The sequence below is a fragment of the Halorubrum sp. Ea8 genome, assembly GCF_002252925.1.
Lineage (GTDB): Archaea > Halobacteriota > Halobacteria > Halobacteriales > Haloferacaceae > Halorubrum.
Genome location: NZ_NHPF01000012.1, coordinates 1 through 23,059 on the forward strand (window position 1 = coordinate 1; position 23,059 = coordinate 23,059).

The following is a 23,059-nucleotide window of genomic DNA, read 5'->3' on the forward strand; positions in this document are numbered from 1 at the left end:
GAGCGCCGGACGGCGGAAGCAGACGGAGCGCCGGACGGCGGAAGCGACGCCGCCGGCTACGGGAACGGGTGGTACGTCCGATCCAGGTCGGGCTCGAACCCCATCGACCGGGGCACGTCGCGGGCGCGGTCGCCGAAGAAGGGCTCGCCGGTGAACAGGGGCTGCGCGCCCGGGACCAGCACCCGGACCGCCTCGAACCCCATCCCGGCGAGGTCCCGCGTCGTGATCCGGGCGACGTACGGTTCCAGTCCAGCCGTCTCGACGCGGTCGACGACGGCCTCCAGCTCCGGGGTCCCGGAGAGCTCCGGTTCGCCGAGCGCGTCGGCGGAGACGCTCGCGTCCGGGTCGAAGAACGCCCGCGTCTCCGCCGGGAAGTCGGCGTGGTGTCCGATCGCGGCGCCCTCCTCCGCGGCCGCCTCCGGGCCCATCGACCGGAGCTCCGTCCAGTTCTGGAGCGCCTCCGCGAGCGCGCTCCGGGCCGCGGCGACCGGGTCGAGGTCGGCGCCAGATCCGGCCGCGAACCGGGGCCAGTCGCCGTCGCGGTGGACCCCGACGGCGACGACGGGCACGTCGACGTCGGTCGTCACGAGCAGCGGCGTCACCGCGAGCGACTCGGCCCGCGCGCGCTTCTCCAGCTCGGCGAACGTCGCGTCCTCGACCTCCAGCCCGAGCGGCTCCGTCGTCGAGTACCAGCTCGTCATCGTCGCGTCGCGCTCGATCGCCTCGTACAGCCCAGACAGCGCGGCCTCCGGGCCGGAGTTCCCCAGGCCGAGCCCGGTCGTGATCGCGGGCCGGTACCGGCGCTCCGGCGGCGGGAACTGCACGAACTCCGCCGGGAGGCTCGCTGGCTCGCCGGTCGCGAGGGCCTCGCCGGTCACCCACGCGAGGGCGTCGTCGCGGTCGTACGGCTCGGCGTCGTCGGGACGGACGAACGCGTCCGGCGGCACCGGGTTCGGGACGTTCGCTGCCGGCGCGCGCGCGAACGCCGACTCGCGGTAGACGCCCGCCGCGTACCGCTCTAACCCCTCGCCGAGCGCCTTCATGAACGCCGCGTCCCAGCCGGCGTCGACGCCGCCGCCGAACTCGGCGGCCCGCGCGTCGGAGAACGGCGTCGTGTCGGCGACGCGCGCGACGTAGTACGGCACCGGGAACGACTCACGCTCGCCCACCTCCGAGAGCGCGCCGATCCGAGGGTCGACCGCCCGCTCGGCGCGGTCGATCGAGTCGTCGAGGGCGCGGTCCGCGTGCTCCCGCGGGAGCACGTCGCCGGGGGCGTCGCCGCAGTCGCAGCCGGGGACCGGGAGGAGCGTCCGCTCCGGGCCCGGCACCTCGACGACCGTGTCGGCGACCGGGTCGCCGGCGAGCAGCCGGATGACGCGGCGCCCGGCCAGCGCGCCGGCGTAGCGCACCGCCGACCGGCGGCCCTGGGTGGCGTCCGCCGGCTCCGCGCCGCCGCTCGCGACCCTGGCTCGGAGGCAGTCGTAGCAGGCCTCGCCGAAGACGGTCACCGCGGCGTCGACGTCGGCGAGCGGGACGCCGCCGACGCCGCCGACCTCGATCCCGACCCATCGGTCGAGGGCGTCGTTCGCGGCCGCGAACGCGTCCGACCCGGCGGTGTCGACCACGACCGCGAGGTCGAAGCCGTCCAGCAGCCCCGGCTCGACCGGCATCACGTTCACGTCGACGTCGCCGAGCGCGGTCGCGACGGCGTCGACCGCGGGCCCCTCGCCGACAAGTCCGATGTCCATGTCCCGGTCGACGCGAAGGAGCGAAAAAAAGCCGCGGGTAGGAGCGTCGCGGGCGGAGACGGTGTCCCGGTTACGCCATCAGGTCGCTCGCGACCGCCGCGAGCTCGTCGGCGTCGACGCCGTGGAGCCGCTCGTCGCCGAGCTTGAGCCGGAGGCGGGGTCGACCGACGTCGATCGGGACCTTCTCGGTGTCGATGATACCGAGGTCCTCCAGTCGGGTCTTCGTCCGGGAGAACGTCGCCTTCGAGGCGATCCCGACGTCCTCGCCCCACTTCGAGATGTCGTAGAGGAGGACGTCGTTCTTCGCGGCGACGAGCAGCGAGACGGTCACCTCGTCGAGCGCGGCGTCCGCCGACTCCATCGACGCGAGGACGGCGTCGAAGTCGTCGCGGGTGGCCTCGCCGATCTCGGCGGCCATCGTCTCGCGGACGCGGCTGAGCGCCGGGGTCCGGAGCCCGTACGTCTCGGCCGCCTCGAAGGCGTCGCGGTGCGTCGCGAACACCTCGTCGACGAAGTCGTCCTCCTCGGTCGAGAGCGCGGCGACGTGCTCGCCGGCGCTCACGAGGACCACGACTCGCGACGGGGAGACGAACAGCGCGTTGTCGACGTCGGCGGAGAGCACGCGGAGCCCGAGCGACCCGTCGGCGACGAGGTCGGCGGCCTTCGACGCGACGAGGAAGTCGTCCGTCACCGCCTTCAGCGTGCGTTCGTCCGCCAGCATCGACAGGGTCGGTAAGTCGTCTCGGCCGGTCGCCGCCTCGACGAGCGATACGATCGTCTCCGCGGACGGGTCGACGACGAGGAGCTCGTCGTCGTCGCCGGCGAACGCCGTGTCGAGGACGTTCTCGACGTCCGTCTCCAGTAAATTCGACACCATCTATCTTCCCGGATAAAAGCCAGATATCTATTTAATATTAACGGGATTGGAGGAGTGAACAACGGGTTTTCAGCCGCCAAAACGGCCGAAAACGGCGGATTCAGCGATCTGGCTCGGGATCGGGCGGCGGAACGGGTCGCCGCGGGCGCGGGCGAAACGGCGAGCGGGTCGCGGGTCCGGCCGAGCGAGAGACCCGAGAGCGGCGGAGCGGGAATCGCGGGTCCGACGGAGTGGGGGGCGGAGACGCCGTCCCGGGAGCCGCGAAAGCGACGCCGCGACGGAAGGATTAATGCGCGATCGCACCGGCATTCGTACATGGACAACGAGCACGTCCGAGAGGTCGATCCGGCGGTCGCCGACGCGCTGGCCGGCGAGCGCGACAGACAGGAACAGACGCTCGCGATGATCGCCAGCGAGAACCACGTCAGCGAGGCGGTGCTTGAGGCGCAGGGGAGCGTCCTCACGAACAAGTACGCCGAGGGGTACCCCGGTGAGCGCTACTACGCCGGCTGCGAGTACGCCGACGAGGTCGAGGAGCTCGCGATCGAGCGCGCGAAGGAGCTGTGGGGCGCCGAGCACGTCAACGTCCAGCCCCATTCCGGGACGCAGGCGAACCAAGCGGTGTACTACGCGACGCTCGACCCGGGCGACAAGATCCTCTCGCTGGAGCTGAGCCACGGCGGTCACCTCTCGCACGGTCACCCCGCGAACTTCACCGGGCAGATGTACGAGGTCGAGCAGTACGAGGTCGACCCCGAGACCGGGTACATCGACTACGAGGACCTCCGCGAGACGGCCGAGGAGTTCGAGCCCGACATCGTGGTCTCCGGCTACTCCGCGTACCCGCGCACCGTCGACTGGGAGGAGATCCAGGCCGCGGCCGACGCGGTCGACGCCTATCACCTCGCCGACATCGCGCACATCACCGGGCTCGTCGCCGCCGGCGTCCACCCCTCGCCGGTCGGCGTCGCGGACTTCGTCACCGGCTCGACCCACAAGACGATCCGGGCCGGCCGCGGCGGGATCGTGATGTGCGACGCGGAGCACGCCGACGACATCGACAAGGCGGTGTTCCCCGGCGGGCAGGGCGGTCCGCTCATGCACAACGTCGCCGGCAAGGCGGTGGGGTTCAAGGAGGCGCTCGAACCCGAGTTCGAGGAGTACGCGCGACGGGTCGTCGACAACGCCGAGACCCTCGCCGAGACGCTTCAGGGCCACGGCCTCTCCCTGGTCTCCGGCGGCACCGACAACCACCTCGTGTTGGTCGACCTCCGCGACTCGCACCCGGACCTGCCGGGCGGCGACGCCGAGGACGCGCTGGCGGCCGCGAACATCGTGCTCAACGGGAACACCGTCCCCGGCGAGACGCGCTCGCCGTTCAACCCCTCGGGGATCCGCGCGGGGACCGCCGGGCTCACGACCCGCGGGTTCGACGAGGCGGCGATCGAGGAGGTCGGCGACCTCATCTACCGCGTCGTCGACGACGTCGACAGCGACGACGTCATCTACGAGGTCGGCGAGCGGGTCGTCGAGCTCTGCGAGGAGCACCCGCTGTACGAGTAGACGACGCGGCGGGCGGCGGGCGACACGGCGGTCGGCGGGCGATGTGGCGGTCGGCGGGCGACGCTCGCCGGCGCGGCGACCGCCCGACCGAATCCGTGCGTACAAAGTAGGGGCGCCGCGGAGTGGTCGGCATGGCCGACTCGTCGTTCCTCTCGAATCGCCTCGACCGCGCCGCCGCGCCGCTCCTAGTCGGCGACCTGATCGCGCTGATCGTCATGTTGACCATCGGGACGCTGAACCACACCTCGGTCGAGTTCCTCACGGCGAACCCGCTGTACCTGCCCGGCGTCTACGCGCCGTTCCTGATCGCCTGGGCCCTGATCGCGCCGGTCGTCGGCGCGTACTCCGCCGGCGCCGCGGAGACGGCGAAGTCGTCGGTGCCGCTCGCGATCCGGTCGTGGATCCCGGCCGCCGTCGTCGGACTCGGGCTCCGCGCGTTCGTCTTCCGCGGCGGCGCCGAACTGAGCTTCGCCGTCGTCATGCTCGTGGCGGGGTCGGCGTTCCTCGGCGGCTGGCGCGCCCTGTACTTCAAGCTCCGATAGAGACGCGCCCCGGCGGTTCGACCGCCGCGCCCCGATCCCCTTCTCAGTCCGATTCCGTCGCTTCTCCGACCGCCTCGAACCAGGTCCGTAAGCCGCCGGATCGGCGGTTCGCCGGCCCGCGTCTGCCGCGGTGATGATTTCCATAACTTATGCACGGCTTCAAGATGATCAGCGAAGGTGTCACGCCGAACCCTGAGAAAAATTTAATAGTGATTTTATCATAGATCGTGATAGAGTATGACTGGGTACTACGACTACGTCCTCGGGCTTATTCCGGCCGCGTTGATCGGTGTGACCGCCGTCCTGAACCTGGTCGGACTGTCGTTGACGGCCGCGCTTCCCGGGGGCGCCCTCGTCGCGGGGGGCGTCATGTTCCACGCGATGTTCGTCCGGAACCCGGTCACCGGCGTCCGCGGGGAGGCCGATCGCCCTCGCGACGAGTCGGTCAGTGACTCGATCGACCGCGCGGTCGACCGTTCGCGGACCGGTCGATCGGGAGCCGGCGGTTCCGACTGACCCGCTCGGTAGCGGGACGCCGGTCGACCCGTGCGACCGTCGATCGGCGCCGCCGCGTTCCGTGCCGCTTTCCTGCACGGTTTAGTTCCCCGCTCCCGAGAGGGGCGGTATGACCGAGACGCTGTTCCTCGCGAGCGCGGACGTCGACGACCTCGCCGAGCCGGCGGAGTACGTCGCCGCCGTGCGCGACGCGTACCGTCAGATCGGTGAGGGCGCGGCCGCGGAGCCGCGGACGAAACTGCTCAGCCGCGACCCGCCCGGCATGTTGACGACGTACGCCGCGATCCTCCCCGAGACGGACGCGATGGGCGGGTACACCTACTCCGCGGGCTTCGGCGCGGGCGACGCGTGGTTCATGACCCCGCTGTTCGACGCGGAGTCGGGGGAGCCGCTCGCGGTGCTCGACGGCGCCTCGATGAACCCGTTTAAGACGGGCGCCGCGGGAGCGACGGCGGTCGACGCGCTCGCCCGCCAAGACGCGACGGAGGTCGCCGTGATCGGGAGCGGCGCGCAGGCCCGGGGCCAGCTCACGACGACCGCGACTGTCCGGGAGTTCGAGGCGGTCCGCGTCTTCTCGCCGACCGTCGAGAACCGCGAGGCGTTCGCCGAGGAGTTCGCCGACCGGATCGAGCCAGACGTCACGGCGGTCGCGAGCGCGAGCGAGGCGGTCGCCGGCGCCGACGTGGTGATCACGGCGACGAGCGCGAGCGACCCCGTCGTCGACGACGCCGACGTCGAGCCCGGCACCCACGTCACGGCGATGGGGCAGTACACGCCGGGGAAGAACGAGCTCCCGCCCGAGCTGGTCGCCCGGGCGACGTACGTCCCCGACATCCGCGAGCGGGCGACCCAGGACGCGGGCTCGTTCCTCGCCGCGGTCGAGGCGGGGCTCGTCGACGAGGACCACGTCGCGGCCGACCTCGGCGAGGTCGTCGCCGGCGAGCATCCGGGGCGGACGAGCGACGACGAGGTCACCGTGTTCGACTCCGGCGGGACCGGGATCGAGACGGTCGCGGCCGCGTATATGCTTTATAAACGGGCGAGCGAGGCGGGTCGGGGAGAGACGATCGACTTCGCGCCCGCGAGCGAGGCGCTTACTGGCAAATAAGCGGTCGATGGTGTCGGTCCGGTGGCTGTGAGGCCGTTCCGAGTGGTCATTTATAAATCGCTCATACTGGATCGACGGCGAGCACCTCCAAAGCCCCAGTCGCGACGGCTCGCGTGACTCGCTGCGCTCCTCGTCACTCGCGTTGCTCGTTCCTGCGGTGCTTGCGTCGTCAAGCGTCGCCCTCGAGACTGCCCCTTTGAGCCCCACCCGCTCACAACCACACCGCAGCCTCACACCTCCCCAGCCTCACACCTCCCCAGCCTCGTCAGTCGTCCTCCGCTTCGCTCCGGACGACTGACTCCCTCGCGCGGTGCTGCTCGCGGGCCGATGGCCCGCTCGCAGGCACGCGCCACCGCACAGTTCATTTATAAATAGACGTTGCGCCGCTTCCGTTTCTCACTCCAGCCGATACCGCAGGATAGCGGCGATCCCGCCGAGGTTCGAGAGCTGCTCGCCGGGCGCGAACTCGGAGGAGAAGACGACCACGTCGCCGCCCTGTTGTTCGACCGACTCGATCACCTCGTTGACGTCGATCGACCAGTCGCCCTCCCCCTGCCGCTCCGTGCGGAGCCGGTCGTCGACGACGAGGAGGGTCTCGATCGCGCCGAACTCGGCGGCCTCGGCCACGTCCTCCGGGCCGTACGTCGCCTTCGCGCCCTGCGCGATGTTCTCGGTCAGCTCGTCGATGAGGCTCGCCTCCTTCGAGATCCGGGTCTCCTTCTGGACCTCGTCGACCGCGCCGCGCTTGAGCACCTCGTGGACGCCGCGGTCGCCGGCGGCGGAGGTGTCGACCGTGGTGATCCGGTCGGCGAGGTCGCGGTACTCCTCGGTGACGTAGTCGAGCGCGTCGTTCTTCGTGAACCCCGGGCCCGCGAGGATCACGGCGTCGGCGTCGAGGTGCGCGAGCGCCTCGCCGAGCTCCGCGAACAGCTCCTCGCGGGGCCGCGAGTACTCTCCCTTCCCCGTCGGCTTCGTGAACGAGGCGTACTCCTCGGTGCCGTACTGCTGGACCGTGTGGACGTAGGCGGCCCCCTCCTCGACGGTCGCGATGGCGACATCGGGGTTCTCGGCGGCCTCCGTCGCCTCCTCCAGCCGCTCGGTCTGGTCCGGCTTGAAGTGCTTCTCGACCGTTATCTCGTCGTGCTCCTCGACGTTGAGCGTGTGGTGGGCGTTGAGCTGGTCCTCGCGGGAGCAGGCGACGATCACGCCCCCGACGCGGAGCCGGTTGGCGAACCGGGCGAACTCCACGTCGTCGACCTCCAGCGTGACGAACAGGTGCTCGCGCTGGCCGCCGGTGTCCCGCATCTGGTCGTCGTTCCGCTGGATCCGGCGTGTGGTGTCCCCCTCGACGAGGTCACCCGGTTCGAGGACGTGCGCGAGGTGCCAGAGGTCGTCGACGTTCTCGGGGACGAGGGTGAGCCGTTCCCGGCCCTCCTCGCCGTAGCCCCGGTCGGAGATGCGCATGGGCGACCGTTCGCCCGCGCTCGTATCAACTCTTGTCTTCCGCGTCGACGGGCGCGCTCCAGTCGAACCCGTCGGCGGCGCCCCCGCGGTCGGTGTCCCGGCGGTCGGTCCCTCCCCGCTCGGCGCGGTCACCGCCGTGTCCGTCGTCGGGTGGCGGCGCTCGCTCGTCACCGCTCTCCACGTCGCCTTCGGCGTTCCACTCGAAGCCGGCGGAGTCGACCCCGGTCCGCGCCCCTCGGTCGGCGCCGATCGGGACCGTCCGACCGGTCTGGACCGCCGCCGACGCCTCGGTCGCCGATCGCCGGGACCCGCCGTCGAACCGGTCGGGGGAGGGGTCCGCGGGCTCCGGGGGCGCTCCCGACGCCGCGGTCGGAGACGCAGACGGAGGCGCGGGCGACTCGGACGCTCCCGCCGCCGGTGAGTCGGCCGACTCGGCTGGCTCGGACGGCTCAGCGGCGTCGAACTCGATCGCGTCCGCGGCGCCGCGGCCGTAGAGCGCGTGCGCGACGACCCGGACGGCGAAGGCGAGCGGGACGCCGGCGACGAGCGGGACGAGCGGCGCGGCCAGCGCGTACCCCGCGCCGAGCGCCGCGACCGCGACGAGCCACGTCGTCGCGTACTCCGCCGAGCCGGCGACGGCGGCGACCCGCCCCGGACGGAGGGCGTCGCGGAGCCGTCCGGACGCGGCGAACGCGGCGAGCGCCGCCGGCCTGACGTACGCGAACGCGAGGAGGTACGCCGCGACGGCGACGCTCAGGAGCCCGCCGCCGGCGCCGAGGACGGCGGGAGCGCTCCTCGGGCCGAGCGCGCGCTCGGCGAGACCGGTCGCGGGGGCGAGGTCGACGGCCCCGGTCTCGACGGCGGCGAACGCGAGCGCCGCGACCGCGAACAGCAGCGCCAGCGGCGCGAGCAGCAGCGCGCTCAGCAGGACCGATTTCGCGCCGTCCCGATAGAGCTCGTTCCAGGCGACGAACGGCGGCGCGCCCTCCCGGTTCCCGGTCGCGCCCCCGCCGGCGACGACGCGGACGAGGTACCCGCGGAGCACGAAGGCGGGCGCGAGCGCGAGCGGCGCGAGGAGGACGAGCGGCGGGACGGCGAGGACGCCGCCGACCCAGACCGGCGTGGCCACCCACGCCAGCAGGGTCAGGAAGCCGCCGACGACGAGGACGCCGGCGGCGTCGGCGGACCGCGGAAGGACCGACGACGCGCCCCGGATCATATCCGATCCTGTCCCGCGACGGTGATAAAGCATGCCCGGTTCGGCGGACCGCGTCGAGGCGGGCACGAGTTCCGGAGCGGAGGAACCAGAAGGACCGCCTCCCGAGCGTTTATATGATTTCACGAAGTAGAACAAACCGGCCGCGCGGGACAATCGTGTGCCTCTGACAACTCCGATCACGGCCGCCGCGCGCGGCGGCCATCCCCCGTCCGCGGCTTTCGACGGACCGAGAACTTCTCTCGCACCGAGCGACGCCGGTAGCGATTTATTCCGTCCGGTCGACCGTCCCGTATGACCGGCGACGAGCAGACGACCGACGTGGAGCCGGCGCTCCGCAGCTACGGGATCAGCGTCGAGGAGATCGACGGCGGCGACCCGCTCGAGCTCACGTACATGACGGCGTTTCCCGGCCGCGAGGTGCACCACCCCGAGATCGGGCGCGCCCTCAACGCGCTCATCGACCGCGCCGAGGCCGACGAGTGGGACCCCGTCCGGGTCGAGGCGACGGTCGTCCGCGCGCCCGGCGACGTCCTCGGGACGTGGCGCGCGGAGCCGGAGTGGTTCGAGGCGCTGGCCGCGTACGAGATCTCGGAGACGGAGTTCTCGACGCGCGTATTGGAGACGCTGTCGCACGCGGACGAAGCCGCGGCGGCCGGCGACGAAGATCCGGCCGCGGCGGAGGCCGACGACGACGATGCCGCCCGCGGCGACGGCGACCGCGCGGATTCCGGGGACCGATCGTGACCCGCCGGAACCCGGTGAACCGCGCGCAGCGCCGCCTCGCCCGGCCGCCGCGGGAGCGGTTCGCCACCCGTGCGCTCGCGTTCGACGTCGACGGTGACACCTGCCGCGGCACCCTCTACCTCCCGGGCGGCGACGGCGACGACCCCCCGGTGATCGTGATGGCGCCCGGCCTCGGCGCGGAGCGGAGCTTCGGCTACCCGGCGGTCGCGGAGCGGTTCGCCGACGCCGGCTACGCGGCGTTCTGCTTCGACTACCGCGAGTTCGGCGCCTCGGACGGCGACTCGCAGGCGGTCCACCCCGCGGACCAGCGCGCCGACTACGCGGCCGCGATTGACCGCGTCCGCCGCGTCGACGCCGTCGGGCGCGGACTCGTGCTCTGGGGCGCGTCGCTGTCGGCGGCGCACGTCCTCGCGCTCGCCGCGGAGCGCGCCGACGTCGACGCCGTGATCGGCGCGGTCCCGATGCTCGACGGCCGCGCGATCGCCCGACGCCGAGGCGCGAAGTACCTCGCGCGCTCTGGGATCGCCGGGCTCCGCGACCTGGTCGGTCACCGGTTCGGTCGCGGCCGGAGCGTCCCGATCGTGGGCGGTACCGAGGAGCTCGCGGCGATCACTGAGCCGGGGACGAAACGGAAGTACCTGGACCTGGTCGACCGCGAGTCGACGTGGCGCAACGAGACGCCGGCGCGGTCGCTGCTGCGGGTCGCGAACTACCGACCCGTCGGGCGGCTCGACGAGATCCGGGCGCCGACCCTCCTCTTGGCCGGGACCGACGACGCAATCGTGGACAGCGAGGCTGTCGTCGACGCCGGCGAGTCGCTCTCGCGCGGGACGGTCGTCACCATGCCCGCGGACCACTTCTCCCCGCTCGGCGAGGACTTCGAGCCGGCGGTCGGGCACCAGCTGTCGTTCCTGCGGGACGCGCTCGAGTAGGGGTCGACGCGGGTTCCGCCGCGCGCGCCGATTTAAGTGTCGGCGGCGCGGATCCGCGACCATGACCACAGTCGCGCTGTTGAGCGTCGCGCCGGTGATCGAGGACAGCATGGCGAGCGAGGTCGCGAAGGCGGTCGCCGCGCTCGACGCGTTCGACGTGAGCTACGAGACGAACCCGATGGGGACCGTGATCGAGGCCGACGACGCCGAGACGGTGTTCGCCGCCGCCGCGGCCGCCCACGACGCCGTCGACGGCGACCGCGTCTCGACGGTGCTGAAGATCGACGACAAGCGGACCGCGGAGACGACCGCGGACCGGAAGGTCGAAGCGGTCGAGGAGGAGCTCGGCCGAGAGGCGAAGCGAGAGCGCTGACGGAGTCCCGGGTTCGATCGCGAGCGACTGCGATCCGCAGCGACCGAGCGCCGCCCGATCGCGGTTTTGTATTCGTTAGTGGTATTAACTATTAATCACACGTGTGGGTATGGCGATACTGGTCACCGGAAGCAGTCGCGGAATCGGGCGGTCAATCGCGGTCGAGCTCGCCGAGCGCGACGTCGTCGTCAACTACCGGTCGGACGAGGAGGCCGCGGACGAGACGGCGGAGCGGGTCCGCGAGGCGGGCGGAGAGGCCGTCACGGTGCGGGCCGACATCTCCGAGTCCGCGGCCGCGGACCGACTCGTCGAGACCGCCGTCGACGCGTTCGACTCGCTAGACGCGGTCGTCAACAACGCCGGGATCACGCGCCCGAACCGGCTGGAAGAGACGACCGACGCCGAGTGGGAGTCGGTGATCGACACCAACCTCTCCGGGGCGTTCCGCGTCACCCGCGCGGCGGCGCCGCACCTCAGGGCGGCCGGGGGCGATCTCGTCTTCCTTTCCAGCGTCGGCGGCACGCTCGGGACGGTGGACGCCAGCTACGCCGCGAGCAAGGCCGGGGTTCACGGGCTGACGCGCGCGCTCGCTCGGGAGCTCGGCCCGGACGGCGTGCAGGTCAACGCGGTCGCGCCCGGTCCCGTCGAGACCGACCTCAACGACGTCATCCTCGACTACCTCGAAGGGATCGAGTTTCGCGGCCACGAGAACGTCGACACCCACCTCCCCGAGTACGCCTGCGAGCCGGCGGACGTGGCCCACTCCGTCCGCTACCTGATCGACAACGAGTACGTCCACGGCGAGGTGCTGGAAGTCGACGGCGGAATGCACCTCTGAGCGGGCCGGAACCGCCCCGTCCTACGCGGCGTCCACCTCGACCTCACCGCCGGCCGTCGCGTCGCCGGCGGGGTTCTCGACCGTCACGTCGACGGTCGTCGTGCGCACGACGGTCGCCTCGTCGCCGCCGCCGACGACGTCCGCGCGGAACACGACGTCGAGGGTCGTCGTCGCGCTCTCGCCGCCGGCCAAGTTCGGGTCACCGAGCGACTCGCTCGTCACCGCGTCGCCGCGGGCGGTCGCGTCGGCGCGCTCGAACCGGGCGGTGAGGCCGCCGTCGACCGCCGCGAAGTCGGGCGCCGTCCCGTCCGGTTTCCCGCCGTCGGCGCTCCCCACCGCCGCGACGTCGCCGGGCGTCGCGTCCGGGTCTGACGCGGTCAGCGTCTCCCGGTACACCTCGTCGACGCCGGCGTCGCTCCCGACGGCGAGCACGAGCGTCACGCGCTCGACGCCGGCGGAGAAGTCGGTCCACGACACGTCGAGGACGGGCGAGAGGTAGACGGAGTCGATCCGCCCGTCGTTGCTGGTGACGGTCGGCGCGTCGCCCGCCTCGAAGGCGGCGGGGTCGCCGTCGACCGCGGCCGCCGGCTCGCTCGACGCCGCGAGCGCGCCGAGCCCGGCGAGGCCGCCGCCGGCGACGGCGGCGACGCCGCCGAGCAGGGATCGTCTCGAGACCGCGTCGGACGAGCTATCGTTCCGCGAGTGGTCGCTCATCTCGGTGCGACGTGGCCGCGGCATCCGCTATAAGCGGCCGGCGGCGAAAGCGCTCGACGGGAAGAGAAGGTCGGCCGCGAAAGCGCTCGGCGGCGGGCGGAGACCGCCGCTACCCCTTGATGTTGCAGACGGGGAAGGTCCGCGCGACCTTGTCGCCGATCCCGAGCGCGTCGCTCACGCGGATCACCTCGTCGATGTCCTTGTAGACGCCCGGGGCCTCCTCGGCGATGGTCGCGCCCGACTGCGCCTTCACGTAGATCTGCTGGCCGTCCTCGAGGTCGTCCTGCACGTCGCCGCCCCAGAACTCCTGTTTCGCTTGCGTCCGACTCATCAGCCGGCCGGCGCCGTGGGCGGTGGAGCCGAACGACACCGACATCGACTCCGCGCCGCCGCGGAGCACGTACGAGCCGGCGCCCATGCTCCCGGGGATGATCACGGGCTGGCCCACCTCGCGGTACGTCTCGGGCACGTCCTCGTGGCCCGCGGGGAACGCGCGCGTGGCGCCCTTGCGGTGGACGTACAGCTCTCGATCCGCGCGGTCCACGGCCTCGTCGCCGACCGCGGGGCGCCCGGCGGCGTCGACGCCGACCTCGTGGGTCTCCTTCTTCGCGATGTTGTGCGCGACGTCGTAGAGGAGCTCCATCCCGAGGTCCTCGATCGGATCGGCGTCGAACACCTCGCCGAACGTCTCGCGGGCCTGGTGGGTGATCAGCTGGCGGTTCACCCACGCGAAGTTGATGCACGCCCCCATCGCGCCGTAGTACTCCTCGGCCAGCGCCGAGCCGGCGGGCGCGGCCGCGAGCTCCTTGTCCGGCAGGGAGTCGAGGAGGTCGCCGTGCTCCTTCTCGATCCGCCGCAGGTAGTCGTTGCAGGTCTGGTGGCCGAGTCCGCGGCTCCCGCAGTGGATCAGGACGACGATCCCGTCCTCGGTGAGCCCGTACGCCTCGGCGACCTCGGGCAGGAACACGTCCGTGACGCGCTGGACCTCCAGGAAGTGGTTCCCCGACCCGAGCGAGCCCATCTGGTTGCGCCCGCGGTCCATCGCCTTCTGGGAGACGTACTCCGGCCGGGCGTCGGGCCGCCGCCCCTCGTCCTCGCAGCGCGCGAGGTCGCTCTCGATCCCGTACCCCCGCTCGACGGCCCACTCGACGCCGCGCTCCAATGCGCCCTCGATCGCGTCGGCGTCGCCGCCGATCACGCCGCCGCCCCCGAGCCCGGAGGGGATCGCCTCGAAGAGGGCGTCGACGAGCTCGGACTCCCGGCCGCGCACGTCGTCGTACGTGAGATTAGTTTTTACCATTCTCACGCCGCAATTTATGTCGTAGCCGACCGCTCCGGGCGAGATACAGCCGGTCCGGGCGTCGATCGCGCCGACGCCGCCGACGGGGAAGCCGTACCCCTGGTGGCCGTCGGGCATACAGAGGGCGGGCTCGGCCATCCCCGGGAGGTGCGTCGCGTTCTTCAGCTGCTGGAGCGAGTCGTCGTCGCCGATCTCCTCCAGCAGCGACTCGCTGGCGAGGACCCGCGCGGGGACGTTCATGTCGCCCTCGCGGGGGATCTCCCAGACGTGGTCGCGCACCTTCTCCAGTCGGATCCCGTCGAACTCGCGCGTTGTCATACCCCGGCGTTCGGCGCGCGGGGGCAAGGGCGTTGCGAGAGGCGGGCGCGACGCCGGCGGCGGTGCGGCGGTCGCCCCGCTACCGGTCGACCGGATCGAACGGCAGCCAACCGATCGCGCCCTCCGCGAGCGTGAGCGCGGCGAAGACGCGGCCGAGCACGAGCCCGTAGATCAGGTGCGCGACGGCGATCACCGCGCCGAACTCGAAGCTCGCCGTGAGGCCGGGGAACGGCAGCGTGGGGACCGGCAGCGACGTCGCCCCCTCCAGCGCGATCGCGGTCGGCAACAGCAGTCCGCCGGTGATCACCCCGAGCAGCGCCGAGTGGACGACGCCGAGCGAGAGGCACCCCCCGACGTCGGCGCGGAGGTCGTCGAAGAAGGCCCGGTCGAAGACCGCGACGAACAGGGCGCCGAAGAGGGCGCTGTTGAACAGGTGGACCGCCCAGCCGCCGAGGGCCGTCTCGACGCCGACGAGCGCGCCGATCGTCGGCATCAGTCCCAGCGCTCCGTGTAACACCACGCCCATCGCCACGCCGGCGACGAGACCGCCGAGCGCGCCCGCGCCCCAGCGGCGGTCGGTCGTCCCCGTGTCGTCCGTCCGTGACATACGGTAACAACGCTCTCGACACGGATAATCGTTTTCACGGATCGGTTCCTCTCGGGTGTCTATCTCCCCTTAGACGTCGAAGACGACGTACGCGTACCACTCGTCGCTCCGCCGTTCGAGGGTCATCTCGGAGTAGGTGACCGCCTTGATCTCGCGAGCCGCGACGTCGCCGAGCGGGACCCCGCGGGCCGTCGCCTCGACGGTCCACCCGTCGGGGTCGGCGGTCGCGTCGTCATCGTCCGCCGTCGAGTCGGCCGTCGCGTCGTCGCCGTCCGCCGCCGAACCGTTCGGCCCCGAGACCGAACACCGGTGGTCGGCGGGGAGGACGAGCCGCACGTCGCGCTCGTAGATCAGCCGGTCGAGGTAGTCGAACAGCAGCGCCTCGCGGCCCTCGGCGCGCACGGTCAGCGAGAAGCGCTCGCCGGTCTCCGGGACCGCCTCGCAGCTCGCGGCCGTGAGCCCGTCGGCGACGGCCTCGAACAGCCCCGCGAGGGTCGGCGCGGTCGCCTCGACCGCCACGTCGGCGGTGTGGTCGCGGAGCGCGAAGCTCACGAGCGGTCACCCGGGCCGTCGTCGGGCGTGATCCGCTCGTCGCTCCGCCCGCCCCGGTCGTCGCCCGAATGGTCGCTCGCCCGGTCAGTCTCCTCGTCCGGGCGCTTCGCGGCGTCCGACGTCGGGGAGTGGTACGAGCCGATCCGCCCGCCCTGGCCGGCGTCGCGTATCTGCGACGGCGACACGCCGTCGGCGTCGGCCGCGGCGCGTTCCAGGGCGACGCCGCTCGTCACGAGCGCCCGGATCCCCTGCTCCACGCTCAGGTCGACGTCGACGATCCGCCGCTCGGGGACGAACAGGACGTGCCCGCCCATCACCGGGTTCGGGGCCATCGGCATGAACAGCGTCCGCATCTCCCCGCTCTCGGCCGGGCCGGCGACCGCGTCCGGCGTGTCGCTCGTGACGAACGCGAGGGTGTACACGTCCTCGGTCGGGAACTCGACGAGGACCACCTCCCGAAAGTTCCCGCCGTCCGACTCCAGCATGGCGTCGCTCATCTGTCGGAACCCCTGATAGACGGAGCCGACGCCCGGAATCTGCTCGATCGCGTAGTCGGCGTAGTCGACCGCGAGCTCGCCGTACCGCGTCGACTCGACGGCGACGCCGATGAGGAGGATCGACCCGACGAACACGACGGGCGTCGCGACCTCGATGGCGACCTCCCGGCCCATCGGGAGCGTCGACCGCGGCAACAGCGGCAGGATCGCCGTGGAGAAGGCGTCCAGGTAGTCGTAGATCGCGTTGAACACGAACCCCAGCACCGCGAGCGTGATGACGGAGGGGACGATGACGGCGACGCCGGTCAGCAGCGCCCGCCTGAGGCGCCCTCGGTTCGGCGGGGACTCGACAGCCATTGTCGGCACCACGAACGAACCGGACAAAACGCTTCCGTCGACGGGCGCTCTCGGAGGGATCGCCTCGGAGCGAGTCCGCCTTGGAGGGATCGCCTCGGAGCGAGTCCGCGTCGGGGGGAGCACGGCCGACCGCAACCCTCCCCGGTGGCGGTGGAGTTATATTCCGCTGGCCTGTTATCTCCTTGCAGTGAGCGTCAACGTGGAGAAGCGGACGGACCCGCCCGGGGAGTCCGACCACGCCGCCGCGGCGTGGGACCTCAAGGAACGGATCCGCGCCGAGGAGGGAGTCCTCCGACAGCGACGCGGCTTCTTCACCGACGCCTACCGCCGCTCCACGACGCATCTCCTCGTCGAGAACGACGCGCTCGTCGCGTTCGCCTCGGTCCGCCGCGACGGGTACATCCTCTTTCTGGCCGTCCACCCCGACCACCGGGGACGCGGCCACGCGGAGCGGCTCGTCGCCGACGTCGCCGAGGCGCACCGGTCGGTCACCTGCCACGCCCGGACGACGAACGAGCGGGCGCTCGGCTTCTACGAGCACCTCGGCTTCGAGGTGGTCCGGCGGATCGACGACTACTACGAGGACGGCGGCGACGCCTACTACCTCAAGCTCGGCGGCGAGTCGCTCCGCGAGCGGCTCTCCGGAATCGTCGGGCGGTAGGCCGCTCGTCCGCCCGGCGCCGGCCACCGGAACGCGTTTCAGTTCCCCCGTCGAATCCGGCCGCGTGACCGATCACGACCAGATCGAGGCGGTCGCGCGGGCGGCCGTCCTCGCCGGCGGCGCGGAGCTGCGCGCCCGGTACCGAGACGGCGACGCCGAGGCCGAGTACGGGGCCCACGACGTGAAGGCGGCGGCCGACGTGGCGGCCGAATCGCGGATGCTCCCCGTCGTGCGCGAGGCGTTCCCGGACCACGCGGTGTTCGCCGAGGAGGCCGGCGAGTTCCCCGGCGACGGGCCGTACCGGTGGATCGTCGACCCCCTCGACGGCACCAACGACTTCGCCGCGGGCCTGCCGACGTTCGCGTCCTCGGTCGCGGTCCTCCGCGAAGGGTCGCCGCTCGTCGCGGCGCTCCACCAGCCCGCGACGGACGAGACGTACGTCGCGCGCTCGGGCGAGGGAGTCCGGTACGGCGGCGACCGCGTCACGGCCGCCGACGCGCGGGCCGCGGCGGGCGTCGGGAGCGACGTGGCGGGCGCCACGGTCGCGGTGATCGTCGGCCGGGACGTGCCCCGCGACCCGGCGCTCGCGGCCGAGGTCGACGCGATCCGAGGCGCGCTTGACGACCGCGTCAAGCGCGTGCTCGACAGCTGGGCGCCGACGGTCCACTCGGGGCTGCTGGCCCGCGGTCGGCTCCAAGGGCTCGTGCAGTTCCATCCGGACGAGGAGGAGCAGGCCGTCACGGAGCTGCTGGCGACCGAGGCGGGCGCCGCGGTCCGGCGCGAGGGGGACCTGTACGTCGCCGCGGCCGACGAGGCGACGCTCGACGAGCTGTGGGCGGCGCTGGACGAGGCCGACCGCTGAGCCCGGAGGCGAATCGGTGACCCCGGAAACCGACAACCATTAGCACGCGCCGCGAGGAGTCGCGGACATGACCGACGCCACCCCCGCGTCGCTCGCGGCGCGCGTCCGCGACGGCGAGGTCCGGTTCCACGAGCTCGAAGAGCACGCCGACGCCGACGTCGCCGCGGCGGCCCGCAGGCGACTCGTCGCCGAGACCGCGGACGCCGACGTCGACGTGCTGGGCGAGTACGCCTTCGACGCCGCCGACGCGCACGGCTCGAACATCGAGAACATGATCGGCGCCGTGCAGGTGCCGCTGGGCGTCGCCGGCCCGGTCTCGGTCGACGGCGGCGCGTTCGCGGGCGAGCGCTACCTCCCGCTGGCGACCACGGAGGGCGCGCTCGTCGCCTCGATCAACCGCGGCTGCTCGGTCGTCAACGACGCCGGGGGCGCGACCGCGCGGGTGACGAAGAGCGGGATGACCCGCGCGCCCGTCTTCCGCGTCGGCGACGTCGCCGAGGCGGAGGCGCTCGTCGCGTGGGTCCGCGACAACGAGGCGTCGCTGCGGGCGGCCGCGGAATCGACGACGAGCCACGGCGAGCTGCTCGACGTGACGCCGTACGTCGTCGGTAACAACGTCTTCCTGCGGTTCCGCTACGACACGAAGGACGCGATGGGAATGAACATGGCCACCATCGCGACGCGGGAGGCCTGCGACGTCGTCGAGGCGGAGACGGACGCCGCGCTCGTCGCGCTCTCCGGGAACCTCTGCTCGGACAAGAAGCCCGCCGCGATCAACGCGGTCGAGGGTCGCGGCCGGTCGGTGAGCGCCGACGTCGAGGTGCCCCGCGAGGTCGTCGAGGAGCGGCTCCACACCACCCCCGAGGCGGTCGCCGAGATCAACACCCGGAAGAACCTCGTCGGCTCCGCCAAGGCGGGCGGGCTCGGCTTCAACGCCCACGTCGCCAACGCGGTCGCGGCGATGTTCCTCGCGACCGGGCAGGACGAGGCGCAGGTGGTCGAGGGCGCGAACGCGATCACGACCGCGGAGGCGACGCCCGAGGGAGACCTCTACTGCTCCGTGTCGCTGGCGAGCCTCGAGGTCGGCACCGTCGGCGGCGGCACGAAGCTGCCGACGCAGGCCGCCGGGCTCGACGTGCTCGGCGTCCGCGGCGGCGGCGACCCCGCCGGGAGCAACGGGGACGCGCTCGCGGAGGCGATCGCCGTCGGCGCGCTCGCGGGGGAGCTCTCGCTGCTGGCGGCGCTCGGCTCCAGACACCTCTCCTCGGCGCACGCCGACCTCGGGCGGTAGGTCGCTCTCGTCGCCGCAACGGTTCTCGAAAGGGGCTCAGTCCGACCACGGCGCGCAGTCGTCGCGGAGCGCGTCGCGGCCGTAGTCGGTGATCCGGTACACCGCTTCGCCGGTGACCCGCTCCACGAGCCCGCCCGCTTCGAGCGCGTCCAGCCGCGACTCCACGTGGTCCGCGTACAGCCCCGTGTTGCTCGCGACGAACGCCGGGTAGTCTGTCCCCGCGTCGTCCAGGTACGCGAGCACTCGCTCGTCGGTTCGCGTGAGCGCGACCCTCGGACGGTCCGGGTCGGCGTCCCCGTCTTCGTCCGGGGCGTCGCTTTCCGAACCGGCGGCTGGTACGTCTGACGCGGGCATCTTATGCATGCTAACGTGTACCATTGTAAAGAGTATTCGGGTGATTCCAGCGCGCTGGGAGGCGGTGAGACCGCGGGGCGAGCGGCGCCCCGCCTCAGTCGTCGGCCTCGGTCGACTCGCCGCCCGGGCCCGGACCGTCGGGCGACCGGTTCGGCAGCATCGGAGAGCCGTCGGCCCGCGGGCCGAGCCGCGGGCCGTGCGGACCGTCGTCGGGGTCGATCCGGCGACGCGTGCGGTAGTCGGTGGAGCGCTCGACCGGGGTGCGACCGATCGCCGTGATCATCTCGACGTAGTCGTCGAACGACCGGTACTCGCCGTACTCGCCGCCGGCTCGCTTGGTGATCTCCTCCGAGAGGATGGTGCCCATGAAGTCGTCCGCGCCGCAGTTGAGCAGCTTCAGGCCGTGGGCGTCGCCCGACTTCACCCACGAGGCCTGCACGTGGTCGACGTTGTCGAGGAAGAGGCGCGCGACCGCCACCACGAGCTCGTCCTCGTCGCGCGAGGGGCCGGAGTCGACGACGCCGTGGCGGTACAGCGGCGTGTTCTGGTGGATGAAGGAGAGCGGGACGAACTCCGTGATCCCCCCGGTGCGGTCCTGGAGGTCGCGGACCACCTTCAGGTGCTCCGCGCGGTGCGCGACCGTCTCCACGTGGCCGTACATCATCGTCGAGGTGACGTCGAGCCCGGCCGCGGTCGCGCCCTCCATCGCCGCCACCCAGTCGTCGGTCCGGATCTTTCCGGGGCAGATCACGTCGCGCACCTCGTCGACGAGGATCTCCGCGGCGGTGCCGGGCGCGGAGTCGAGCCCCGCGGCCGCCAGCTCGCGGTACACCGCCTCGTACTCCCAGTCGGTGCCGCGGGCGGCGTGGTACGCCTCCTCCGGCGTCATCGAGTGGAGGTGGACCCCGCCGATGGACATCGCCTCGATCTGCTCGGTGTAGGTGCCCGGGTCGGTCGCGTACCGCTCCGGCGGCTTGTAGTTCACCGCGCTCTCGGGGTCGTCGTACCCGGCGAGGACCTCGTGGTGCTCCTCGTTCAGCGCCAGCGCGGGGTGGAGCCCGGAGACGGAGCACACCTCGTAGATCCCCATCTCGAGGGCGTCCTCGACGATGCGCCGGGATTCGTCGGGGGGCTTCGTGAACCCGGCGTGGTCCGCGTCGCTGTCGGCCTCGAAGGCGTGCGCGGAGTCCTTGAAGTTGCAGAACAGACAGCCCGTGTTGCAGGCGGTGGTGACGTTGTTGTTGAGGTTGGCGACGAACGTCACCTCGTCGCCCACGTCCTCGCGGCGGCGGCGGTCGGCGGCCTCGAGGACGGCCTCCTTCCGGACCGGGTCGATCCCGTCCCGGTCGGTGCCGGTCGCGAGCAGTTCGGTCGCGTCGTCGACCGTGAGGCGCGTCCCGTCGCGGGCCTTCGCCAGTGCGTTCCCGAACGACTGCCCGGTGGCGGGCTCGGCGAACCCGAAGTCGTCCCGTTCGAGGGCCTCCGCGTCGGCGGCGTCGGCGTCGCGGTCCCGCGCCGAAGTCATGAGGTGATCGTCCCCGCCCCACGGATAAAAACGAGACGGTAACGGCACCCCCCCTCAGAACCGTGATGCGGGCCGCGTGTGCGGAGCACGGCAGAGATTGAGCGTCGAACCGCCGCTGGCGACGTCGCTTATAAACCGACGAGGAACACCGCGTTTCCTACTTAAACGACCGCGGCGGCGCGCTCCGGTGAGCGCCCGGCGGGCGCGAACCGAGCGCGAGGAACGCGGCGACCGAAGGGAGCCGCGAGGCTGGGGAGGCGTGAGGTGCGGTTTGGCGCGGTCGGGTGGGACTCAAATGGCCTGCCTCGTCGGCTGGGACTTTGGAGGCGTTGACCGCGCCGGCAACGATTCATAAATAAACAGCCGTGATTCGAACCACGTCCGCAGTACTCCCGAGTTATCGCGCCAGCTCTCGGTCCTCGTCGGCGTGCGCCCGGACCCAGAGCTGTCCGATCCGCGAGAGCGTCGTGCGGTAGGACTTCCCGCGCTCCTCCTGCTCGATGTACCCCTTCCCGCCGGGACCGAGCCGGTCGACGTTGTAGATCACCTTCGAGCGGAACGAGTCGGTGTACTCCTCGTTGAGGTCGGCCGCGAGCGTCTCCGCCAGCTCCGAGACGGAGGCGAACTCGCCGTGCTCGCCGAGCGTGAACAGGACGAGCTCCTCGAACGGCTTGACGTTCTGGAACGAGGCCACGGGGAGCTCGATCACGTGGCTGTCGCCGATGCGCTTCGCGCCGATCGTGGTGCCGCGCTCGTCGAACTCCTCTAACAGGTCCGTCGTCGTGTCGAGCCGGTCGGCGACGCGGCCGTCGTCGATCGCGTCGCCGTCGACCGCGTCGCTCTCGACCAGCTCGCGCAGGAGGTCGCGGTTCGCGCGGAGCTCCTCCGCGAGTTCGGTCTCGAGGTACTTCTCCGGGGCGGTGTAGTAGGTGTGGATCCGGTCGCGGTCGTCCTGCCGCTCGACCATGATCGAGTGGGCCGCGGTCGCGAACGCGAACGAGACCGGCCGGGGCATCGAACAGAGGTTCACCCACACCTCGCGCTCCGCCGGGGGGTCCGCGGCGTCCTCGCCCCCGGTCCCGCTCCCCTCCTCTCCGGTGCCGTCGCGGTCGAGTTCCGCGTTGATCAGGTCGAAGGCGCGCTCGAAGGCGGCGTCGTAGTCGTACACGTCGGTCAGGCGCTCGCGGACGGTCTCGGCGCCGAGCAGGCTCTGGAAGTCCTGTTCCAGCTTCCGGGCGATGTTCCGCGAGTACTCGACGTTGGCCTCGCTACCGACCGTCCCCTCCAACAGGATCACCCGGTCGACGTCGAACTGGTCCCGGATGAGCGGGGCGATCATGCGGTCGTAGTCGAAGCCGACCGGAACGATGTGGGTACCCATACGGGAGTCGTAACGCTGCCGTTTATATAAACCACCAACCACCGACGGCGACCGCGTCCGGGGTCCTCGCCCGATTCGACCCCGCCCGCGACTCCCGGACTCGCCGGCCGCGACCGCTCGATTTCCGAGGTATGCGAACCGCTGGCTCCCGCTACCCGAAAGAACAACCGTTAAAAGTCATCGCCGGGTTCGTACGGACATGGCTGGAACTATCGAAGCGCTCGTCCCCGGCGGGCAGGCCAACCCCGGCCCGCCGCTCGGTCCCGAGCTCGGGCCGACGCCGGTGGACGTACAGGACGTCGTGGCGCAGATCAACGACGAAACCGCCGCGTTCGACGGGATGGAAGTCCCCGTCACCGTCGAGTACGACGACGACGGCTCGTTCACGATCGAGGTCGGCGTCCCGCCGACGGCCGAGCTGATCAAAGACGAGGCCGGGTTCGAGACGGGCTCCGGCGAGCCCCAGACGGACTTCGTCGCGGACATGTCGATCGAACAGGTGAAGAAGGTCGCCGAGCAGAAGTCGACCGACCTGCTCTCGTACGACGTGAAAAACGCCGCCAAGGAGGTCGGCGGTACCTGCGCCTCCCTCGGCGTCACCATCGAGGGCGAGGACGCCCGGACGTTCGACGACCGCGTCGACGCCGGCGACTACGACGACGTTCTCGACGAGTAACGCGGCGGTCGCCGCTTTTCACTGCTTTTGATGCGTTCGT

The 23,059-nt window shown here is 71.8% G+C and carries 24 protein-coding genes; 12 read left to right on the forward strand and 12 right to left on the reverse strand.

Annotated features, from left to right (window positions below):
* Positions 1-56: 56 nt before the first annotated feature.
* Both DJ74_RS00525 and tbsP read right to left on the reverse strand, forming a co-directional pair.
* The gene (locus tag DJ74_RS00525) at positions 57-1,748 is read right to left on the reverse strand and encodes a YcaO-like family protein (protein WP_094525971.1); all 1,692 of its coding nucleotides are present in this window, start codon (positions 1,746-1,748) and stop codon (positions 57-59) included.
* Between the two features lie 70 nt (positions 1,749-1,818).
* Positions 1,819-2,625: a transcriptional regulator TbsP gene (gene tbsP, locus DJ74_RS00530; protein ID WP_094524070.1), complete on the reverse strand. Its 807-nt coding sequence runs from the start codon at positions 2,623-2,625 to the stop codon at positions 1,819-1,821.
* 315 nt (positions 2,626-2,940) lie between these two features.
* Between tbsP and glyA the strand changes: the two genes are divergently transcribed.
* The 4 genes from glyA (at position 2,941) to DJ74_RS00550 (ending at position 6,354) form a co-directional block, all read left to right on the forward strand.
* On the forward strand, positions 2,941-4,188 hold the full coding sequence (gene glyA / locus DJ74_RS00535) for a serine hydroxymethyltransferase (protein WP_094524072.1): 1,248 nt from the start codon (positions 2,941-2,943) through the stop codon (positions 4,186-4,188).
* 131 nt (positions 4,189-4,319) lie between these two features.
* A complete protein-coding gene (locus DJ74_RS00540; RefSeq protein WP_094524073.1) occupies positions 4,320-4,730 on the forward strand; it encodes a DUF3054 domain-containing protein in 411 nt (136 codons plus the stop codon).
* A gap of 237 nt (positions 4,731-4,967) precedes the next feature.
* Complete coding sequence (locus DJ74_RS00545; RefSeq protein WP_094525972.1) at positions 4,968-5,246, forward strand: hypothetical protein; 279 nt, start codon at positions 4,968-4,970, stop codon at positions 5,244-5,246.
* Between the two features lie 109 nt (positions 5,247-5,355).
* Positions 5,356-6,354, forward strand: coding sequence for an ornithine cyclodeaminase family protein (locus tag DJ74_RS00550; protein WP_094525973.1), 999 nt, complete (start codon positions 5,356-5,358; stop codon positions 6,352-6,354).
* Between the two features lie 396 nt (positions 6,355-6,750).
* Here the strand turns inward: DJ74_RS00550 and DJ74_RS00555 are convergent, their stop codons facing one another.
* A complete protein-coding gene (locus DJ74_RS00555; protein ID WP_094523710.1) occupies positions 6,751-7,818 on the reverse strand; it encodes an mRNA surveillance protein pelota in 1,068 nt (355 codons plus the stop codon).
* Positions 7,819-7,843: 25 nt separating this feature from the next.
* Complete coding sequence (locus DJ74_RS00560) at positions 7,844-9,037, reverse strand: DUF4013 domain-containing protein (protein ID WP_094525974.1); 1,194 nt, start codon at positions 9,035-9,037, stop codon at positions 7,844-7,846.
* A 291-nt stretch (positions 9,038-9,328) separates the two neighbouring features.
* Between DJ74_RS00560 and DJ74_RS00565 the strand changes: the two genes are divergently transcribed.
* The 4 genes from DJ74_RS00565 (at position 9,329) to DJ74_RS00580 (ending at position 11,924) form a co-directional block, all read left to right on the forward strand.
* Positions 9,329-9,781: a hypothetical protein gene (locus DJ74_RS00565; protein WP_094525975.1), complete on the forward strand. Its 453-nt coding sequence runs from the start codon at positions 9,329-9,331 to the stop codon at positions 9,779-9,781.
* A complete protein-coding gene (locus tag DJ74_RS00570; RefSeq protein WP_094523715.1) occupies positions 9,778-10,713 on the forward strand; it encodes an alpha/beta hydrolase in 936 nt (311 codons plus the stop codon). The genes DJ74_RS00565 and DJ74_RS00570 overlap by 4 nt, the downstream gene beginning before the upstream one ends.
* A 61-nt stretch (positions 10,714-10,774) precedes the next feature.
* A complete protein-coding gene (locus DJ74_RS00575) occupies positions 10,775-11,086 on the forward strand; it encodes an MTH1187 family thiamine-binding protein (protein WP_094525976.1) in 312 nt (103 codons plus the stop codon).
* A 109-nt stretch (positions 11,087-11,195) separates the two neighbouring features.
* Positions 11,196-11,924 carry an SDR family NAD(P)-dependent oxidoreductase gene (locus DJ74_RS00580; RefSeq protein ID WP_094525977.1) on the forward strand — a complete coding sequence of 243 codons (729 nt, stop codon included), beginning with the start codon at positions 11,196-11,198 and terminating at the stop codon, positions 11,922-11,924.
* Positions 11,925-11,945: 21 nt separating this feature from the next.
* On the opposite strand, the gene DJ74_RS00585 is transcribed toward DJ74_RS00580, so the two are convergent.
* The 5 genes from DJ74_RS00585 to DJ74_RS00605 form a co-directional block, all read right to left on the reverse strand.
* Complete coding sequence (locus tag DJ74_RS00585; RefSeq protein ID WP_094525978.1) at positions 11,946-12,638, reverse strand: hypothetical protein; 693 nt, start codon at positions 12,636-12,638, stop codon at positions 11,946-11,948.
* A gap of 109 nt (positions 12,639-12,747) precedes the next feature.
* Positions 12,748-14,256 (reverse strand): RtcB family protein, encoded by a 1,509-nt coding sequence (locus tag DJ74_RS00590; protein ID WP_094525979.1) that lies wholly within the window; start codon positions 14,254-14,256, stop codon positions 12,748-12,750.
* Positions 14,257-14,335: 79 nt separating this feature from the next.
* Entirely contained in the window at positions 14,336-14,863 is a 528-nt protein-coding gene (locus tag DJ74_RS00595) for a hypothetical protein (protein WP_094525980.1), read from the reverse strand.
* Between the two features lie 69 nt (positions 14,864-14,932).
* Positions 14,933-15,415, reverse strand: coding sequence for an archease (locus DJ74_RS00600; RefSeq protein ID WP_094523727.1), 483 nt, complete (start codon positions 15,413-15,415; stop codon positions 14,933-14,935).
* Positions 15,412-16,269, reverse strand: a complete 858-nt coding sequence (locus DJ74_RS00605) for a DUF502 domain-containing protein (protein WP_094523729.1) — start codon at positions 16,267-16,269, stop codon at positions 15,412-15,414. The genes DJ74_RS00600 and DJ74_RS00605 overlap by 4 nt, the downstream gene beginning before the upstream one ends.
* A 187-nt stretch (positions 16,270-16,456) precedes the next feature.
* On the opposite strand from DJ74_RS00605, the gene DJ74_RS00610 reads away from it, so the two are divergent.
* From DJ74_RS00610 to hmgA, 3 genes are all read left to right on the forward strand, one after another.
* Positions 16,457-16,930, forward strand: a complete 474-nt coding sequence (locus DJ74_RS00610; RefSeq protein WP_094525981.1) for an N-acetyltransferase — start codon at positions 16,457-16,459, stop codon at positions 16,928-16,930.
* 64 nt (positions 16,931-16,994) lie between these two features.
* The gene (locus DJ74_RS00615) at positions 16,995-17,792 is read left to right on the forward strand and encodes an inositol monophosphatase family protein (RefSeq protein ID WP_094525291.1); all 798 of its coding nucleotides are present in this window, start codon (positions 16,995-16,997) and stop codon (positions 17,790-17,792) included.
* Between the two features lie 67 nt (positions 17,793-17,859).
* Complete coding sequence (gene hmgA / locus DJ74_RS00620; protein WP_094524848.1) at positions 17,860-19,083, forward strand: hydroxymethylglutaryl-CoA reductase (NADPH); 1,224 nt, start codon at positions 17,860-17,862, stop codon at positions 19,081-19,083.
* A gap of 36 nt (positions 19,084-19,119) precedes the next feature.
* Here the strand turns inward: hmgA and DJ74_RS00625 are convergent, their stop codons facing one another.
* The 3 genes from DJ74_RS00625 to DJ74_RS00635 all read right to left on the reverse strand — a co-directional run bounded on the left by DJ74_RS00625 (position 19,120) and on the right by DJ74_RS00635 (position 22,343).
* Positions 19,120-19,437 (reverse strand): DUF2250 domain-containing protein, encoded by a 318-nt coding sequence (locus DJ74_RS00625; RefSeq protein WP_094525982.1) that lies wholly within the window; start codon positions 19,435-19,437, stop codon positions 19,120-19,122.
* A 94-nt stretch (positions 19,438-19,531) separates the two neighbouring features.
* Positions 19,532-20,962: a 7,8-didemethyl-8-hydroxy-5-deazariboflavin synthase subunit CofH gene (gene cofH / locus DJ74_RS00630; RefSeq protein WP_094525983.1), complete on the reverse strand. Its 1,431-nt coding sequence runs from the start codon at positions 20,960-20,962 to the stop codon at positions 19,532-19,534.
* A gap of 397 nt (positions 20,963-21,359) precedes the next feature.
* Entirely contained in the window at positions 21,360-22,343 is a 984-nt protein-coding gene (locus DJ74_RS00635) for a DUF6293 family protein (protein ID WP_094524844.1), read from the reverse strand.
* 199 nt (positions 22,344-22,542) lie between these two features.
* On the opposite strand from DJ74_RS00635, the gene DJ74_RS00640 reads away from it, so the two are divergent.
* Complete coding sequence (locus DJ74_RS00640) at positions 22,543-23,019, forward strand: 50S ribosomal protein L11 (RefSeq protein WP_094524843.1); 477 nt, start codon at positions 22,543-22,545, stop codon at positions 23,017-23,019.
* Positions 23,020-23,059 lie beyond the last annotated feature (40 nt).